15 protein-coding genes are annotated in these 16,227 nt (G+C 65.6%); 14 read left to right on the top strand and 1 reads right to left on the bottom strand.

The genetic code is table 11. The annotated features are described in order from the left end of the window. The first annotated feature begins 216 nt into the window (after positions 1 to 216). The 9 genes from KTJ89_RS12955 (at position 217) to KTJ89_RS12915 (ending at position 11,387) form a co-directional block, all read left to right on the top strand. A complete protein-coding gene (locus tag KTJ89_RS12955) occupies positions 217 to 1,533 on the top strand; it encodes a DUF445 domain-containing protein (RefSeq protein WP_139467590.1) in 1,317 nt (438 codons plus the stop codon). Positions 1,534 to 1,703: 170 nt separating this feature from the next. After that, entirely contained in the window at positions 1,704 to 3,665 is a 1,962-nt protein-coding gene (locus KTJ89_RS12950) for an ABC1 kinase family protein (protein ID WP_139467589.1), read from the top strand. 149 nt (positions 3,666 to 3,814) lie between these two features. Then, a complete protein-coding gene (locus tag KTJ89_RS12945) occupies positions 3,815 to 4,570 on the top strand; it encodes an ABC transporter ATP-binding protein (RefSeq protein WP_139467588.1) in 756 nt (251 codons plus the stop codon). Continuing rightward, on the top strand, positions 4,570 to 5,988 hold the full coding sequence (locus KTJ89_RS12940; protein ID WP_259358014.1) for an FtsX-like permease family protein: 1,419 nt from the start codon (positions 4,570 to 4,572) through the stop codon (positions 5,986 to 5,988). The genes KTJ89_RS12945 and KTJ89_RS12940 overlap by 1 nt, the downstream gene beginning before the upstream one ends. 11 nt (positions 5,989 to 5,999) lie before the next feature. Beyond that, the gene (locus KTJ89_RS12935; RefSeq protein ID WP_259358013.1) at positions 6,000 to 7,382 is read left to right on the top strand and encodes an FtsX-like permease family protein; all 1,383 of its coding nucleotides are present in this window, start codon (positions 6,000 to 6,002) and stop codon (positions 7,380 to 7,382) included. 152 nt (positions 7,383 to 7,534) lie between these two features. Then, the gene (dnaB, locus tag KTJ89_RS12930; RefSeq protein WP_039211746.1) at positions 7,535 to 8,872 is read left to right on the top strand and encodes a replicative DNA helicase; all 1,338 of its coding nucleotides are present in this window, start codon (positions 7,535 to 7,537) and stop codon (positions 8,870 to 8,872) included. Between the two features lie 14 nt (positions 8,873 to 8,886). Next, on the top strand, positions 8,887 to 9,588 hold the full coding sequence (locus KTJ89_RS12925) for a hypothetical protein (protein ID WP_127365193.1): 702 nt from the start codon (positions 8,887 to 8,889) through the stop codon (positions 9,586 to 9,588). A 39-nt stretch (positions 9,589 to 9,627) separates the two neighbouring features. After that, the gene (locus KTJ89_RS12920) at positions 9,628 to 10,533 is read left to right on the top strand and encodes a LysR family transcriptional regulator (protein ID WP_259358012.1); all 906 of its coding nucleotides are present in this window, start codon (positions 9,628 to 9,630) and stop codon (positions 10,531 to 10,533) included. A gap of 23 nt (positions 10,534 to 10,556) precedes the next feature. Then, complete coding sequence (locus KTJ89_RS12915) at positions 10,557 to 11,387, top strand: uroporphyrinogen-III synthase (RefSeq protein ID WP_259358011.1); 831 nt, start codon at positions 10,557 to 10,559, stop codon at positions 11,385 to 11,387. Positions 11,388 to 11,389: 2 nt separating this feature from the next. Here KTJ89_RS12915 and KTJ89_RS12910 read toward each other — a convergent pair whose 3' ends face one another. Then, a complete protein-coding gene (locus tag KTJ89_RS12910; RefSeq protein WP_259358010.1) occupies positions 11,390 to 12,598 on the bottom strand; it encodes a winged helix DNA-binding domain-containing protein in 1,209 nt (402 codons plus the stop codon). Between the two features lie 92 nt (positions 12,599 to 12,690). On the opposite strand from KTJ89_RS12910, the gene KTJ89_RS12905 reads away from it, so the two are divergent. From KTJ89_RS12905 to KTJ89_RS12885, 5 genes are all read left to right on the top strand, one after another. Next, positions 12,691 to 13,194, top strand: a complete 504-nt coding sequence (locus tag KTJ89_RS12905; RefSeq protein WP_259358009.1) for an SRPBCC family protein — start codon at positions 12,691 to 12,693, stop codon at positions 13,192 to 13,194. A 135-nt stretch (positions 13,195 to 13,329) separates the two neighbouring features. Next, positions 13,330 to 13,722 (top strand): acyl-CoA thioesterase, encoded by a 393-nt coding sequence (locus tag KTJ89_RS12900; protein ID WP_139909931.1) that lies wholly within the window; start codon positions 13,330 to 13,332, stop codon positions 13,720 to 13,722. A 91-nt stretch (positions 13,723 to 13,813) separates the two neighbouring features. Beyond that, the gene (locus tag KTJ89_RS12895) at positions 13,814 to 14,725 is read left to right on the top strand and encodes a helix-turn-helix domain-containing protein (RefSeq protein WP_259358008.1); all 912 of its coding nucleotides are present in this window, start codon (positions 13,814 to 13,816) and stop codon (positions 14,723 to 14,725) included. Beyond that, positions 14,722 to 15,135 carry a (R)-mandelonitrile lyase gene (locus KTJ89_RS12890; protein WP_259358007.1) on the top strand — a complete coding sequence of 138 codons (414 nt, stop codon included), beginning with the start codon at positions 14,722 to 14,724 and terminating at the stop codon, positions 15,133 to 15,135. The genes KTJ89_RS12895 and KTJ89_RS12890 overlap by 4 nt, the downstream gene beginning before the upstream one ends. A 56-nt stretch (positions 15,136 to 15,191) precedes the next feature. Beyond that, complete coding sequence (locus KTJ89_RS12885; protein ID WP_259358006.1) at positions 15,192 to 16,214, top strand: zinc-dependent alcohol dehydrogenase family protein; 1,023 nt, start codon at positions 15,192 to 15,194, stop codon at positions 16,212 to 16,214. The last annotated feature ends 13 nt before the right edge of the window (positions 16,215 to 16,227 follow it).

Below are 16,227 nucleotides of genomic sequence, written 5' to 3'. Positions count from 1 at the left end.
AATCGTGGCATCTCCACCCGGTGCACCGGGCAGATATGAGAGCGACGGGGCGGATAGCGGGCAGCGTGGGGAAGTAAGAGCAACTGTGAGGGATGCTCGCGAGAGATAGGGCGGCCCGAGCGGCGGGGCTCTCCGCGGAATTCCCAGGTGCGAACCCGCCTGCGGATGCGTGTGGAGGGGCAGGGTTTCGCTAAAGTCGTGGAGCAGGGGGTAACGATGTCGATCGAGAAGACACCATCCGTACCGCGCTTCGGCGCCGGCAGCGGAAACGGCGGGCCGGCCGAGCTTACGCCGGAGGATCAAGAGCGCGCTCGCGGGCTGAAGAAGATGCGCACGCTCGCGCTCTCGCTGCTCATCCTCGCCACGCTCATCTTCCTCTCCACCCACCTCTTCACCGACAACACCGGCGTCTGGGGGTTCGTCTCCCGCGCCTCGGAGGCCGCGATGATCGGCGCGATCGCCGACTGGTTCGCCGTCACCGCGCTGTTCCGCCACCCTCTCGGGCTGCCGATTCCGCACACCGCGATCATCCCGCGCAAGAAGGACACACTCGGAGCGAGTCTGTCGGCCTTCGTCGCCACGAACTTCCTCCACGCCGAGGCGGTGTCGACGAAGATCCGATCCGCCGAGATCTCCCATCGTGCCGGAAAATGGCTGGCGAAACCCGCCAACCGAGATATCGTCGTCGACCGTGCCGCAGGGGGCCTCGAATATGTGCTCGCGCGCATCGATGACGACTCCATCAAGGCGCTGACCAGGAACGTCATCATTCCTCGGCTCGTGGCCACCAGGAAGACACCGGTGCTCGCTCAGCTGCTGCGTCAGATCGTGCTCGACGGGGCTCACCACAGACTAGTCGACCTCATCATCGCGGAGGCCTACAGCTGGCTGGGTGACAATCCGCAGGTCATCGATGAGATCGTCCACAATCGGGCACCGTCCTGGGTCCCCGATTTCGTCAACGAACAGCTGGCCAACCGCCTGCAGCGCGAAGTGCTCGGCTGGGTCGCCGACGTCCGCGACAACGAATACCACAAGGCCCGACAGGCGCTGGATGCGTGGCTCGTCGACCTCTCCGACGACCTCGAATCCGACTCATCCCTGTCCCAGCGGGCCGAAGAGATCTTCAACGACCTGCTCAGCCAGGAGGGCGTCGTCGACTCCGTCCTCGAGATCTGGGGTTCGCTCAAACAGCTGCTGCGCGAGGCCATCATCGACGAAAGCGGCGAAGTCCGAGCCCGCATCTGGCAGCTCATCGGCGAGTTCGCCGAACGGCTGCAGGCGGACTCGGAATTCTCCCGCCGCATCGATGACCGGATCGCCACCACCGCCGGTGATCTGGCCGAAAGCTTCGGCCCTGAGATCGCCAGCGTCATCTCCGACACCATCGAACGCTGGGATGCGAAGGAAGCCGCCGAGCGCATCGAGCTCTACGTCGGCCGCGACCTCCAGTACATCCGCATCAACGGCACCGTCATCGGCGCGCTGGTCGGCCTCGTGATCCACACCGTCATCGTGCTCCTGCCGGGGTGAGACCGCCAGGGTGAGGCGCTGAAGCGCCCTCAGCCACTGAGGGTTCAGCGCTTTCGGTCCCAAGCCCCCGGGTGAAGGGGACAATCGCAGGGGAAGTTGTGTCGAAACTCTGTCAAGGATTACGCGCGGGCTGTACTCTGAAATGACCGAGCAGAACCGGAAAGGATCCGATGCTCACAGTTGCAGCGCTGCTCTCCATCGTCATCCTGGGCTCCGTCTTGGGTCTGCTCTCGCGCCGACTCCTCGGCCCCGACGTCGGACTGCTCAGATCGATCCTCGTCGGAATGCTCGTCTTCTCATCCGGCGGCGCCTTCATCACGCACGTGGCCCGACTCAACGGCATCTTCTCTCCCGAGGTCTCCTATGAGAGCCTCGACCAGGTCCAGCTGCTGATCTTCGCCGGTTTCATGTGTCTGGCGATCCTCGCACTGAGCACGATCGTGCTGTTCGTCCTCGAAGTCATCATGCCCACCGGAACGCTGCCCGGCGCCCGCGGCGCAGTGATCGGGATTCGCGGCTGGACCCGACGGACCGGCCGGATATTCACCGTCATCCGAGCAGCGATGAGCTCGGGCCTGCACCGGTCGTTGACCTCGGGACTCAAACCCGACGACACCAGGTTCGCCGCCTCGCTCGTCGTCTTCCTCAATTCGGCAGGCACGACCTTCGTCAAACTCGGTCAGTTCCTCTCCACCCGCACCGACATCCTCCCGCCGACACTGACCTCCGCACTGGGAACCCTGCAGGCCGATGCCGAACGGCTGCCCTTCGCGCAAGTCAAAGGCGTCATCGCCGCTGAGCTCGGAGCCGACTGGGAAGAAGCGTTCGCCTCCGTCGACCCCACTCCGCTGGCCGCCGCGTCGTTGGCTCAGGTCCACCGCGCGGTGCTCGAAACCGGCACCGAGGTGGCCATCAAGGTCAGGAGGCCGCGTGCCGTGGCCGCGGTGAGCGTTGACAGCGACATCCTCCTCAGGCTGTCGACTCATCTGCTCAAACGCTACGAATGGGCCCGCGCGATGGGACTCGGCGAGTTGGCGCACGGATTCGTCGAATCCCTCGACGAGGAGCTCGACTACCGGGTCGAAGCCCGCAACCTCGACATGGCCGCCGCTTCCCTCGGCTCTCGAGAAGGGGTGAGAGTCCCCGCAGTCCAACACGAGCTCTCCGGCGCGTCGATCCTCGTCACCGACTTCATTCCCGGGCGCACCCTCGGACAGGCGGCACTCGAGGGATACCCCCGCCTCGGCGACAGGGAGCGGAGCGCTGCGGCCCGGAGACTGTGCCTGTCGACCATCCGGTCCATCCTCGTGACGGGGATCTTCCACGCCGACCTGCACCCGGGAAACATCATGATCACCGAGGATGGCGACCTCGTCTTCCTCGACTTCGGGTCGATCGGCATCCTCGACGACGAATCCCGCAACGCCTTGGCCCTCATCCTCCACGCCGTCGTCGTCGACGATGCGGCGACAGCAGCCGACGCGATCCTGCTGGCCTTCGACGCACAGGAGAACGTCGACGTCGACCTGCTCCGGCGCGACATCGGCCGCATCATCACCGTGCTGCGTGTACACGGACGCATCGACAGCGCGATGTTCCGGCAGCTGCTCGCCGTCCTCAGCGACCACGGAATCGGAGTCCCCGGGGACCTGGCAGCGGCACTGCGCACCCTGGCATCGATCGAGGAGTCCGTCACCGGCCTCGACCCGCAGCAGACCCTGCTGAGCATTGTGCGCCGGGAGCTGCCCGCGATCACCGCGGCGGTGATCGCGCCCGAGAGGATGAGCGCGAAATCCGTCGGCGCCGCCGGCGTTGCCGCGCTCACCGCCCGGCGCCTGCCCGGACGTGTCGAGCAGGTGAGCAGGGAGATGGCTGCAGGCCGATTCAGTGTGCGACCGCAGCTGTTCACCTCCGCTGCCGAACGCTCCTGGCTGCGCGGAGTTCTCAGCGAGTTCACGGCGGTGCTCCTCGCCTGCACGGCAGTGATCGCCGCGATCCTCCTGTTCGGAATGGACGGCGGACTGAAGATCTCGACGGACCTGACGATGTACCAGGGGCTGGGTGCTCTCTTCGTCTTTGCCGGAACGATGATCGCCCTGCGTGCCGTCATCCGTCTGTTCCTCAAGAAATGAGGCGGTCACCCCTGCGGTGACCGAATCCATCGCCGGAGCCGGCACGGACCACCGCGCAGGGGTTTCCGTCAACAGAGGTTGGGAAATCCCGCACCGGCTGACAGGCTGACTGCATAGTGCCAAGGCCCGTTGGGCGAAAACATGGAGACATGACTTCTTCACAGCATCCTGCCGCAGCGCAGCAGCCCGCCCACCAGCACCCCGCCATCATCACCGCCGGAAACGTCACCAAGCACTTCAACCAGACGTACGCTCTCGCCGGAGTCGACCTCACGATCGGCCTCGGCGAATCCCTGGCCATCATGGGACCCTCCGGCTCCGGTAAGACCACCCTCCTGCACTGCCTGGCCGGCATCATCAGTCCCGACAGCGGCCGCATCCGACTCTCGCCGACCGACCGCAGCGCCGCCGCCGAGATCACCTCCCTCAAGGAATCCGGCCGCACCGCTCTGCGCCGCGAGGTCTTCGGCTTCGTCTTCCAACAGGGACTGCTCCTGCCCGAACTCACCGCCATCGACAATGTTGCGCTCGCCGCCATGCTCGCAGGCATGAACCGCTCGGACGCCACCCAGCACGCCCGGGCCTGGCTCGACCGTCTTGGTCTGAGCGAGCACGGACACAAGCGGATCGGACAGCTCTCCGGAGGTCAGGCGCAACGGGTGGCAATTGCCCGCGCCCAGGTCACCCAGCCCGTCGTCACCTTCGCCGACGAACCGACCGGCGCCCTCGACTCCCGAACCTCGAACGAGGTTCTCACCGAGCTGCTGGGCTCCACCGTCGGCCGCGGCTCCACCCTCGTCGTCGTCACCCACGATGAGAACGTCGCCGCCCGCTGCTCCCGTGTCGTCCGACTCGCCGACGGCCGCATCGTCGCAGATTCGGCAATGCAGGAAGCCGCCCAGTGATGAAAATCCTTCCCCTCCTCCTGTCCAAACAGTCCCTGACTTCGATGACGTCGCGCCTTGTCGGGATCGCCTTCTTCTCCTGCGCGACGATCTTCCTCACCGTGGCCGCCGGCGCCTGGGCATTCATCGATCGCCCCGAGGTCTCCGGATACGCCGAGGTGGCCGAGCTGTACCAGCTCCTCGCCGTCCTCGCCACGGTCTTCCTCATCGTGCCCGCGACCAGCCTCGGGGTCGCCTCGGCGAAATTGAGCGCCCGCCGTCAGGACGAACGACTCTCGACCCTGTCCCTGCTCGGGGCGCAACGCAGCACGATCCGCCTCATCGCCGTCGCCGAACCCTTCATCCCCGCCTCGCTGGGCATCCTCGCCGGAATCGGCGGCTACCTGCTGGTCGCCTGGCCGCTGAGTTTCATCACGTTCGTCGGCGAACCTTTGGGCTACCAGGCACTGCTCATGCCGGTCTGGCTGCTCGCCGCGGTCATCGTGGGCCTCCTGGCGGTCTGCCTGATCGCCTCGCTCATCGGCCTGCGCAAGATCCAGGTCTCCCCGCTGGGCGTGCGCACCCGGTCGCTGCCCCGGAGATTCCCCCTGGCCCGCATCATCACGGCCATCGTGCTCATCCTCATCGTGGCCATCGCGACCTATGTCTCCACCCAGATGGAGCTGCCGATGGCGGTGACGATCATGTACAGCATCGCCACGATCGGCATCACCCTCCTGCTCATCAGCGTCCTCGGCGTCCTGTGCATCCGCGTCCACGCCGGCATCGCCGGCAGAATCGCCCGCCGTCCCGCCTCGGTGATGGCGGCGGGAATGATCGCCGACGCCCCCGGACAGTACTGGCGCCGGGTCGCCGGGCTGGCGATGATCACCTTCATCGCCGTCGTCGGCGGGGCGGGAACAGCGATGATGCGCAGCGGTCAGGAGGACTTCTCCGCCGAGGACCGCGCGGTCATGGGTCCGTACGTCCACCTCGGCGACGATATCTTCACAGGACTCATCCTCACCCTGGTCATCGCCTTCGTCCTCGTCATCGTCTCGGCCACGATCAACCAGGCCGCAGACATCCTGGACCGGGCCACGACCTACCGCGAGCTCCACGCCGCCGGAATGACCCAGCAGATGATGCACCGGGTGACCGTCAACGCCGTGATGTCGCCGATCCTGCTGGTCACCGTCGTCTCCCTGTTCCTCGGCGGAATCCTCGCCTGGCTCATGGCTTCGGTGAGCGACCTCGGCGATCCGTTCACCATCGGAACCGTTGCCGCCGTCCTCGTGGCCGGGGTTGCGATGGTGTGGCTGGGGCTGCAGGTCACCCGCCCGCTCGTCCGCCGGGTCACCGAGATCGATCCCCACAACCGCACCCTCGCCGAGGCGGCACCCGAGAACCGGGCCACCGCCGAGGCGACCATGGCCTGAGAGGAGACCCGATGTCCACGTCCTTCGCAGCAGTTCCCCTCGTCCTCGGGCGGAGATCGCTGACCTCGGCGAGCTCCGTGCTCGTGGCCGCCGCGTTCTTCGCGTGTGCCACGCTGTTCCTCACCGTGGCGGCCGGGACCTGGATGTTCTTCCAGATCCCACCGAGCCCCGACCCCGCGGACGAGGGCCTCGACATCATGTACAAGACCCTCGCAGCCCTGGCTACGGCTCTGCTGATCATCCCCGCCTCCACCCTGGCATCGGCCTCGGCGACCCTGTCGGCACGCCGGCAGGACGAAAGGCTGTCGACGATGTCGCTGCTCGGGGCCCGACGCTCCCAGATCACGGCGCTCGCCGTGGCCGAACCGCTGATCCCGGCCCTGGCCGGCATCATCCTCGGGGTGCTCGGGTATCTCGGACTGGCGCTGCCGGTCAGCTTCACCCACTTCATGGGCGAACCCATCGGGTACGCGAACATGCTCATGCCCGCGTGGCTCATCCTCGCCGTTGTCGTCTTCCTGGCCCTGGTCTGCGCAGGCTCGGCCCTGCTGGGTCTGCGCAAGGTCGCGGTCTCTCCGTTGGGCGTGCGGACGAAGAGTCTGGAGCGGAAGCTCCCCGTGGCCAAGATCATCGTCACGGTGCTCGTGATCTGCCTGCTGCCGGTCGTGTACGCGCTCACCCAGAGCGGCGGTCTCGGCGTGGGGATCGTGCTCGGCGCGGTGGTCGGATTCTTCGCTCTCGGGCTGGTCGTCGTCGACCTCCTCGGCGGGCTCCTCGTCCGCTGGTTCGCTCACCTGTCCGGTCGGCGGGCCGCCACCCCGGAGCGCCTCATCGCGGCTCGCCTTGTCTCCGACGAACCCAAACGGTTCTGGCGACGCGTGTCCGGACTCGCGATGGCCTCGTTCACCGCGGCCGTCTGCGGGTCGGGGGTGGCGCTGATGCAGCTCGGCCTCGACGCCGCCGAGGACGACCCGGCAACGATGGGCACCTCCGATATCAACCTCTTCCACGACATGTTCACCGGGGTTCTGCTCGTCATGGGCATCGCGATCGTGCTCATCGCCGTGTCCGCGGTGATCAACCAGGTCGCCGATATCTATGACCGAGCCGACACCTTCTCCGACCTCTATGCCGCGGGCGCCGATCCTCAGCTGCTGCACCGGGCACTGGTGCGGGCCGTCATGGCCCCAGCGATCTGGGTGTCCCTGCTGGCAGGAGGGCTCGGGCTGCTGCTCGTCCTGCCCCTGGCCGGAGCCGCGCTCGTATTCAAGCCGGTCACCTTCCTCACGATCCTGCTCACAGTGGTCGTCGGCATCGGCATCATCCGTGGTGGGCTGCAGCTGACGAAGCCGATTCTGCACTCCGTGGCCACGGCCGGGAGGGCGCGGGACTGAAGTTTCTGTGTCAGTGCCTCGTCCTAGGATGGTCGGCACCGGTTCGGCGGGAGTGACCGGGCCGGTGGGACCCTCCGCGGGTCTCCGGGTACAGTTGGAGCGCACCATCTGCGGGTGCGTGTCGACGCGGCTGTGTAGGAAGAGGAACTGAAGTGAGCAACGACCAGGGCTATGACGGTCTGAGAACCCCTCCGCAGGACGTCGAAGCCGAGCAGAGCGTGCTCGGCGCGATGCTTCTGTCGAAGGACGCCATCGCCGACTGCGTCGAGACGATGAAGGGCGACGACTTCTACAAGCCCGCTCACGAAACCATCTACGAGGCGGTCCTCGACCTCTACTCCCGGGGCGAGCCCGCGGACTCGGTGACGGTGGCGAACTACCTGACGAAGACCGGCGACCTCGCCCGCGTCGGCGGTGCCGCCTACCTGCACACCCTCATCTCGTCGGTGCCGACCGCCGCCAACGCCGGCTACTATGCCGCGATCGTCAGCGAACAGGCCGTGCTGCGCCGCCTCGTCGAGGCCGGCACCCGCATCGTGCAGATGGGCTACGACGCCGAAGGCGATACCGATGACGTCGTGAACTCCGCTCAGGCGGAGATCTACAAGGTCACCGAACGCCATACGACAGAGGATTACGTCATCCTCTCCGACATCCTCGGCGAGGTGGCCCAGGAGATCGAACGCAACGGCAACACCGATGGGCAGACCGCGGGTGTGCCCACCGGTTTCACCGAGTTCGACAACCTCACCAACGGTCTGCATCCGGGCACGATGATCGTCATCGCCGCGCGTCCCGGTGTCGGCAAGTCGACTCTGGCGCTCGACTTCATCCGTTCGGCTGCGATCCACAATGATGCGGCCGCTGTGTTCTTCTCGCTCGAGATGGGCAAGAACGAACTCGTCATGCGTCTGCTCTCGGCGGAGTCCGAGATTCCGCTGCAGAACCTGCGCCGCGGCGAGCTCAGTCCGCACGACTGGACGACGCTGGCCGCGACCGAGGCCCGGATCAACAATGCGCCGCTGTTCGTCGACGATTCGCCGAACATGGCGCTGACCGAGATCCGCGCGAAGTGCCGCCGGCTCAAGCAGCAGCACAATCTGCAGATGGTCTGCGTCGACTACCTGCAGCTGATGTCCTCGGGCAAGCGCGTCGAGTCCCGTCAGCAGGAGGTCTCGGAGTTCTCCCGTTCGCTCAAGCTGCTGGCCAAGGAGCTCGAGGTGCCGGTCATCGCACTGTCTCAGCTCAACCGAGGCAGCGAGCAGCGCACGGACAAGCGGCCGATGATCTCGGATCTGCGTGAGTCCGGTTCGATCGAGCAGGACGCGGATATGGTCCTCCTCATCCACCGTGAGGACATGTACGACAAGGAACACGAACGCGCCGGTGAGGCCGACATCATCGTCGCCAAGCACCGTGCCGGTCCGACGATGGACATCCCCGTGGCGTTCCAGGGCGCGAAGTCCCGATTCGTCAACATGCCGCAGTGACGAACGGGGCTTGAATGGACGCCTACTGGATGCGCGGCAAGTGGGGTGACGGCGGGAAGAGTGAGCGCCGCTGGAACCAGGGCAGCCGGAATCCGCTGACCATCATCATCACCGGTGCTGTCTTCTTCGTCGGCACAGGTGCGGTCTTCACGATCGGATACCTGTATCCGGACCAACTGCTGTTCACGATCATCCTCGGATGCTTCGTGTTCCTCGGCGTCACTCTGGCGATGCGCAGGTTCATGGGACACACGCCGGCGTATTGGTACACCGGACCGTTCGTGGCCATTGCACTCATCGGCACTGTGATGCTCGGCGAGGATCTTGCTTTGTCTCAGGCGGGCGAACTCACCGAGGTGGTCGTCGCCGATCACAAAGTCGAGCAGAAGACCGTGCACAGTTCCAATCCGCCCAGGTCGCGGCAGGTCTATGTTCATACCTACAGCCTCGAACGCACCGACGGCACCCCCGTCGCCGAACCGCTGATCTACCGCGGTAAGGACGGATACGACGACTTCGATGAGGGCGACACGATCTCCGTCCTCATCGATCCGGAGGGGAAGGCACCGACCAAACCGGCCGAGGACGTGGATCTGCCTGCCGATATCGGCATCCTCGTCACCGGACTGGTCACCTCGGGGATCGTGTTCCTCATCTGTCTGATCGTCGTGCTGCTGCGCTGGACGCGCTCGCCGTCGCAGCAGCACGTGCGCTGACGAGGCCGCACTTGTTGCAGGTGTGCCACCATGGCAGGCATGGACACCACTCCCAACGATCTGCTCGTGCTGCTGGCCGTATCCCGCACCGCCAAGTTCACGACGGCGGCACACAACCTCGGTCTTACCCACTCGACGGTCTCCCGCCGCATCGCCGCCTTGGAGAAGTCCTTGGGCGGACGCGTGCTGGCTCGCTCGGATGACGGATGGGAGCTGACCGACCTCGGGGAACGGGCCGTTGCGGTGGCCGAACAGATGGAGACCGCGGTCGCCGAACTCGAGAGTCCCGGCCAGGGCCCGGAGACGGTGTCCGGAGTGGTGCGGATGACCGCGACGGATGGGTTCAGCGCCTATGTCGCCTCCCCGGCGGTCGCGAAGCTGCGACGTCGGCATCCCGGGCTGAGCGTCGAGATCGTCACCGTCACCAGGCAGGCCCTGCAGCAGCGGTCCGGTCTCGATATCGAGGTCGTCGTCGGCGAACCGCGCGTGCACCGAGCAGAGGCGATCGAGCTCGGTGACTACGAACTCGGTCTCTACGCCTCGCGTGACTATCTAGCGGCCAACGGCACCCCCGCCTCGGTGGAGGAAGTCAGCGACCACCGGCTGGTGTATTTCGTCGATTCCATGCTCCAGGTCGACGACCTCGATGCGCCGAGGCGGCTGTTTCCCGAGATGAAGGATGCACTGACCTCGACGAACGTTTTCGTTCACGTCGAAGCGACGCGTGCGGGTGCCGGAATCGGCTTCCTCCCGTGTTTCATGGCCGACCGTCACCCCGACCTCGTGCGACTCTTCCCCGATTCGGTGGCCGAGCGACTGCCCTACTGGATGGTGCTCAGACCCGATTCGATGCGGCGACCGGCGATCGCCGCCGTCGTCCAGGGACTCAAGGATGAGATGCTCGCCCACCAGGCTGCTCTCGAAGGCCGGAAGTTGCCCCGGTGACGCGGCGCGACCAGGATGTGAGCATGAACCAGCCCCAAAATGACATCGGCGACGAGCTGGCCGGACGTCGCATCGTGCTCACAGCTCAGCGGCGCGCGGAGCAGCTTGCCTCCGCCCTCGAGCGTCACGGTGCCAAGATCGTGCACGCCCCGACCCTGTCCGTCATCCCGCATATCGACGACCCTGAACTCGTCACCCGCACCCGTGAACTCATCGAGGCCCGGCCGGACATCGTCGTGGTCACGACCGGCGTCGGATTCACCGGCTGGGGTGACGTGGCTGAAGCCGCGGGTCTGCGCGAGGAGTGGCACTCGATGCTCGCCGGAGCACGGATATACGCCCGCGGTCCCAAGGCACGCGGAGCGATACAGGCCGCCGGACTGAGAGCTCACTGGGTCGCCGAATCCGAGACGAGCGCAGAGATCCAGCAGGTCCTCCTCGGCGAGGGCGTGAATGGTCAGCGCATCGCCGTACAGCATCACGGTGCCGGCGCCGACGGACTCGATGAGGCCTTCGCCGCAGCAGGCGCCGATGTCCGCTCGCTCGTCATCTACCGGTGGGGCCCGGCCCCCGATCCGGCCGCCGTGGTCGACGCGGTCCGACTCGTCGCGGAGCGCAGGTGCGATGCCGTGGCCTTCACATCAGCACCCGGGGCGGCAGCATTCCTCACCGCAGCCGAGGAGCAGGGACTGCTGCCGGCCGTGATCGAGGCGTTCAACGAATCGGTGGTGGCGGCAGCAGTCGGCGACGTCACCGCAGCACCGCTGCATGAACAGGGGATCAGAACCGTGATCCCGGAGCGATTCCGACTCGGAGCCCTCGCTCGCGTGCTGATCAGCGAACTCGCCGAATGATCTCAGTCTGACGCGAATTCGATGTCGACGGCGTCTGCCTCGCGCAGTGCGCCCATCGCCTCTGCCTCAGCGGTCAGTGCGCTCTTCACCGACTTCGGGACGGTGCCGAAGGTTGCGATCGTCATGCTCAGTCGTCGATTCCGCTTCCGCGCCCTCCAGGTCCCCGCGATCCTGCCATCGACCAGCAGCGCTCCTGGATCGCCCACGGTCTTCCAGATCTCCCGATGGAACTCCTTGGACGCGATCGTCTCCCGATCCCGCATCTGCGTATAGGGATCGTGTGGGGGAAGCAGACGCACGCCGTGCGGAAGCTGCGCGCGATGCAGCTGATCGACATCCTCGGCGAGCATCCAGGTCCGTCGCCCGCGATCGATTTCGGTGATCTCCCCAGCGATCAGATCCCACCAAGGTGTCGCCTCCGTGGACCGGATTCCGATCCACGCGGCGAAGTCGGCGCGTGTCGACGGTCCATAGCAGTGCAGATAGCGGCGCAGCAGTTCGGATCTGGCCCGGTCGCGTTCACTCTCGGTGAGTGCGGTCGAGGGCATCGAACGCGGATCGACCCATTCGTCGAGCAGAACGAACGGAGCCGTGTTTCCCTCGCGCGGGGCGAAGTAGAGGATCTGCCGCAGAGTGAGCAGCCGAATGCAGAAATGGATCACGCCGGCACCGAGGCTCTGGCCCTTCGCATACGGGCCCTGAGATTCCCAGGTGCTTCGCTGTTTCGTCGTCAGGGAGGTTGCGAGCACCTCGGCGAGTTCCTCGCCGAGTTCGGTGATCGTCATCCTCCGCCCTCTGAGCACCCCGGCGATCTCCTGCTCGACCCGATCGAGGATCTGGCTCAGCGAGATCCCGAGCGAATCGACCGACTGTTCGACTCCGAGGACGAAATGGCGCATCGCCCTCTCACTCGTCGGTTCGACCCCGGTGGTGAAGACCGGGAGATCCGCAGCGGGAAAGAAATGGGGCGCCCCTCGCATGCACCAGCTCTGCAGCAGCGACTTCTCCTCTTCGACAGCCGAAGCAAACGCCGTCGCACTCATGTCCTCGACCCGCGCATGGAGTGAGGTCAGCGCGGATCCCGGTGGGCTGTTCTGGATGCCGCAGGCTCCCGCGGCCTCAGTGAGTGAGTTGCGGCTGAGTCGCTCATCGAGATGATGAGCGCGGAGGCGGAAGGCGATGATCTCGTCGTTCGTCGCGGAGTCGGCCATGTGCCCAGGCTAGCTCAGGACCCGTGTTTGAATGGGGCCACGTGCTCGGCCGGCTCCTGGTGCGTGCACGACCACAATGAGAAGGGACGACGATGACGCGAACGATGCAGGTCAGCGACAGCATGGTGATCAAGGCCGACGCCGCCGCACTCTGGGAGCAGATCGCCGATCCGACCCAGATGGCCCGATGGAGCCCGGAGAACACGGGGGCAAGCACGCGCACGATTGCAGGTCCGCTGCAGACAGGCGACGTCTTCGAAGGGACGAGCCGTCGCGGGCCGGCGACGTGGGTGACCGAATGCGTCGTCACCGAATCTGTGCCCGGCAAACGGTTCGCCTTCACCGTGCGCCGGATCGGACCCCGAACTCCCAGCATCGAAGGGGCGAACGCGAGCTGGGCCTACGAGTTCGAGGACCTCGGTGGGGCGACCCGAGTGACGGAGTCGTGGACAGACGATCGTCGCGGTTGGCCCGACTGGCTGGCATGGGTCTTCGACCACATCGTCACACGTGGGCGGAGCTTCGCGGACTTCCAGCGATTGAACATTCGGCGGACGCTCACGACCATGAAGGACGATTTCGAACGCGAAGGATGACTTCGACAATTGAAAGACGACGTCGCACAGCGGTGACGTGATCGAAACGAGGGCGAAACAACTCCTCGCTACTCTGATCGCATGACAGCGACGGCACAGCCCACAGAGAGCTCCGCCCGCCACGATGTGGAGGGGATGAACTTCTATACCCGCAAATGGGTGCGGCCCGAGGACCTCAACGCCAACGGCTCCCTCTTCGGCGGTAGCCTGCTGAGGTGGATCGACGAGGAGGCCGCGATCTACGCGATCATCCAGCTCGGCAACCATCGAGTTGTCACGAAGCTGATCTCGGAGATCGACTTCCAGGCTTCGGCGAGGGAAGGCGATCTCATCGAGATGGGGCTCATCGCAACCCAGTTCGGGCGTACGTCGCTGACGATGAAGGCGAGGGTGCGCAATATGATCACCCGGAAGACGATCCTCAGCATCGAGAAGATCGTATTCGTCGGAGTCGACGAGGACGGCACACCGGTTCCACACGGGTACACGACGATCACCTACGATCGCGACCGAATGCCCCACCCATAGCCGTAGACACGCTCGGTGCTGCGAGAGTGATGCGCAGAGGTGCCCTGACAGGGTATCCCTCTCAGATGAGAACGCGTCTAGCCTGGAGAATATGGACAACCGGGCCGAAGTACGCGAATTCCTCATGTCACGGCGGGCGAAGATCACCCCTGATCGAGTCGGCCTTCCCACCCAAGGCACGAGGCGAGTGCCGGGCCTGCGCCGCAGCGAGGTCGCGGCCCTGGCCGGACTGAGCGTCGAGTACTACTCAAAACTTGAACGGGGCGCGATCGGAGGGGCTTCCGCAGCTGTCCTCGAAGCGCTCGCCGAGGCTCTGCTGCTCAACGACACCGAGCGGGGCCACCTCGTTGATCTCGCCCGTGCCGCCGATGGCATTCCGACCTCGGGTCGCAGACGACGTCCCGTGACCGCCCAACGTCCACCGCACGAGACGCTGTTCTGGATGCTCGATTCGATCAAGGAATCGATCGCCTTCGTCCGCAACGATATGCAGGACATGGTCGCCGTCAACGAACTCGGCCGAGCTTTCTACTCGCCGGTCATCGGGGATGGCGGACGGACACCGAACCTGGCGCGATTCCAGTTCCTCGATCCCGCATCGAAGGACTTCTATCCGGACTGGGAACTCTTCGCGCAGATGTGCGTGGCGATCATCCGCAGCGCGGCAGGAAGGGATCCGCATAATCGCGGAATCCAGGACCTCGTCGGGGAACTGTCGACTCAGAGCGAGACGTTCCGAACCCTGTGGGCCCAACATGATGTCCGCACGCACGGGACGGGGATGAAGCGGTTCAACCATCCGGTCGTGGGCGAGCTCGTCCTCGCCTTCGAGGAGCTGCGGATCACCGCCGAAGACGGCCTCGCCCTCCTCATCTACACAGCAGAACCTGGCTCGGAATCGGAGCAGAAGCTGCGTCTGCTCGCCTCGTGGGCGGCGCCGACGACCGAGACCGAACGACCACCCGAGAACCAACTTCCTGAGAACAGAGGACACCGATCATGAGCCACCGCATTCTCCCAACGACCCCGACAGCGAAGAACCCGCCCGAGCAATTCAGCGGCGATGTGTGGGTCGACCCCATCGCCTCCCCGCAGGAGGACGGCCAGACCATGGTCGTCGCACGGGTCCGATTCGCCCCCGGCGCACACACCGCATGGCATTCGCACGCCAAGGGTCAGACTCTGCACGTGACCAGCGGAACCGCTCTGTTCGGCACACGCGACGGTGACGTGATCGAGGCCCGCCCGGGGCAGACCGTCTACTGCCCGGCAGGCGAGGAACACTGGCACGGAGCCGCCACCGAGACATTCATGGAACACATCGCCATGCTCGAGAACGCCGAGGATCCCGCTCAGACGACGACCTGGCTCGAGCACGTGGACGAGGCGGACCTGCACCGTCCGCGAAGCTGAGCCTCACGACCCGAACCGAACAGCAGCGAACAACCGAACTTCTCAAGGAGAGAACAATGCGCGGAGTGATCATGCACGGGCCCGGCGACGTCCGGGTCGAAGAACGACCCGATCCGACCATCGAGGCACCCACCGATGCCGTCATCCGGATCGTGGCCGCGTGCGTCTGCGGATCCGACCTGTGGCCCTACCGTGGTGCCGACGCACCGGATCAGCAGCTCATGGGCCACGAATACGTCGGCATCGTCGAGGAAGTCGGCGACGAGGTTCGCACCGTTGCACCCGGTGACTTCGTCGTCGGATCATTCGTCATCTCCGATAACACCTGCCCGATCTGCACCGCCGGCTACCAGTCCCGCTGCGTCAACGGAATCTTCGTCGACGGCGGGATCGGCACCCAGGCCGAATTCGCTCGCATTCCCCATGCCGACGGCACCCTGGTCGCCACGCCGGGACAGCCTGATGACGATCTCATCCCGTCGCTGCTGGCCGCATCCGATGTGCTCGGCACCGGGTGGTTCGCCGCAGATGCCGCCGAGGTGGGCCCCGGTAAGTCGGTCGCCGTCATCGGCGACGGCGCTGTCGGACTGATGGGAGTCCTTGCCGCCAAGCAGATGGGAGCGGAGACGATCATCGCCATGAGCCGTCACGTCGACAGGCAGAACCTCGCCCGCGAATTCGGTGCCACCCACATCGTCGAAGAACGCGGCGACGAGGGCGTGGCGAAGATCAGAGAGCTCACCGACGGCCTCGGCGTCCACAGCGCCATCGAGGCAGTCGGCTCACAGGAATCGATGATGCAGGCGATCCGGTCGACCCGACCCGGCGGTCATGTCGGCTACGTCGGTGTCTCACACGATGTCGAGCTGCCCGGAGGAGAACTGTTCTTCGGTCTGGTTCATCTGCACGGCGGGCCCGCACCGGTTCGTCGCTTCCTGCCGGACCTCATCGAACTCATCTGGAACCGAGAGATCGACCCGGGTAAGGTCTTCGACCAGACGATGAGCCTCGACGACGCCGCGGCCGCCTATTCGGCCATGGACAGCCGCGAAGCCGTCAAGGTCCTGCTGAGGCCCTGATCTCTTCATCTGT

The sequence above is a fragment of the Brevibacterium sediminis genome (assembly GCF_024895295.1).
In the GTDB taxonomy this organism is placed as follows: domain Bacteria; phylum Actinomycetota; class Actinomycetes; order Actinomycetales; family Brevibacteriaceae; genus Brevibacterium; species Brevibacterium sediminis.
Note: the sequence above shows the minus strand (reverse complement) of the source record. Positions and strands in the feature narration are given on the sequence as shown.

What these genes read in the sequence shown, in the direction of transcription:
- KTJ89_RS12945 (WP_139467588.1), top strand. Translation starts at nt 3,815, where the DNA reads ATGACTTCTTCACAGCATCCTGCCGCAGCGCAGCAGCCCGCCCACCAG.
- KTJ89_RS12890 (WP_259358007.1), top strand. Translation starts at nt 14,722, where the DNA reads ATGAGCCACCGCATTCTCCCAACGACCCCGACAGCGAAGAACCCGCCC.
- KTJ89_RS12885 (WP_259358006.1), top strand. Translation starts at nt 15,192, where the DNA reads ATGCGCGGAGTGATCATGCACGGGCCCGGCGACGTCCGGGTCGAAGAA.
- KTJ89_RS12915 (WP_259358011.1), top strand. Translation starts at nt 10,557, where the DNA reads ATGAACCAGCCCCAAAATGACATCGGCGACGAGCTGGCCGGACGTCGC.
- KTJ89_RS12920 (WP_259358012.1), top strand. Translation starts at nt 9,628, where the DNA reads ATGGACACCACTCCCAACGATCTGCTCGTGCTGCTGGCCGTATCCCGC.
- KTJ89_RS12955 (WP_139467590.1), top strand. Translation starts at nt 217, where the DNA reads ATGTCGATCGAGAAGACACCATCCGTACCGCGCTTCGGCGCCGGCAGC.
- KTJ89_RS12895 (WP_259358008.1), top strand. Translation starts at nt 13,814, where the DNA reads ATGGACAACCGGGCCGAAGTACGCGAATTCCTCATGTCACGGCGGGCG.
- KTJ89_RS12935 (WP_259358013.1), top strand. Translation starts at nt 6,000, where the DNA reads ATGTCCACGTCCTTCGCAGCAGTTCCCCTCGTCCTCGGGCGGAGATCG.
- KTJ89_RS12910 (WP_259358010.1), bottom strand. Translation starts at nt 12,598, where the DNA reads ATGGCCGACTCCGCGACGAACGACGAGATCATCGCCTTCCGCCTCCGC.
- KTJ89_RS12950 (WP_139467589.1), top strand. Translation starts at nt 1,704, where the DNA reads ATGCTCACAGTTGCAGCGCTGCTCTCCATCGTCATCCTGGGCTCCGTC.
- KTJ89_RS12940 (WP_259358014.1), top strand. Translation starts at nt 4,570, where the DNA reads ATGAAAATCCTTCCCCTCCTCCTGTCCAAACAGTCCCTGACTTCGATG.
- KTJ89_RS12905 (WP_259358009.1), top strand. Translation starts at nt 12,691, where the DNA reads ATGACGCGAACGATGCAGGTCAGCGACAGCATGGTGATCAAGGCCGAC.
- KTJ89_RS12925 (WP_127365193.1), top strand. Translation starts at nt 8,887, where the DNA reads ATGGACGCCTACTGGATGCGCGGCAAGTGGGGTGACGGCGGGAAGAGT.
- KTJ89_RS12900 (WP_139909931.1), top strand. Translation starts at nt 13,330, where the DNA reads ATGAACTTCTATACCCGCAAATGGGTGCGGCCCGAGGACCTCAACGCC.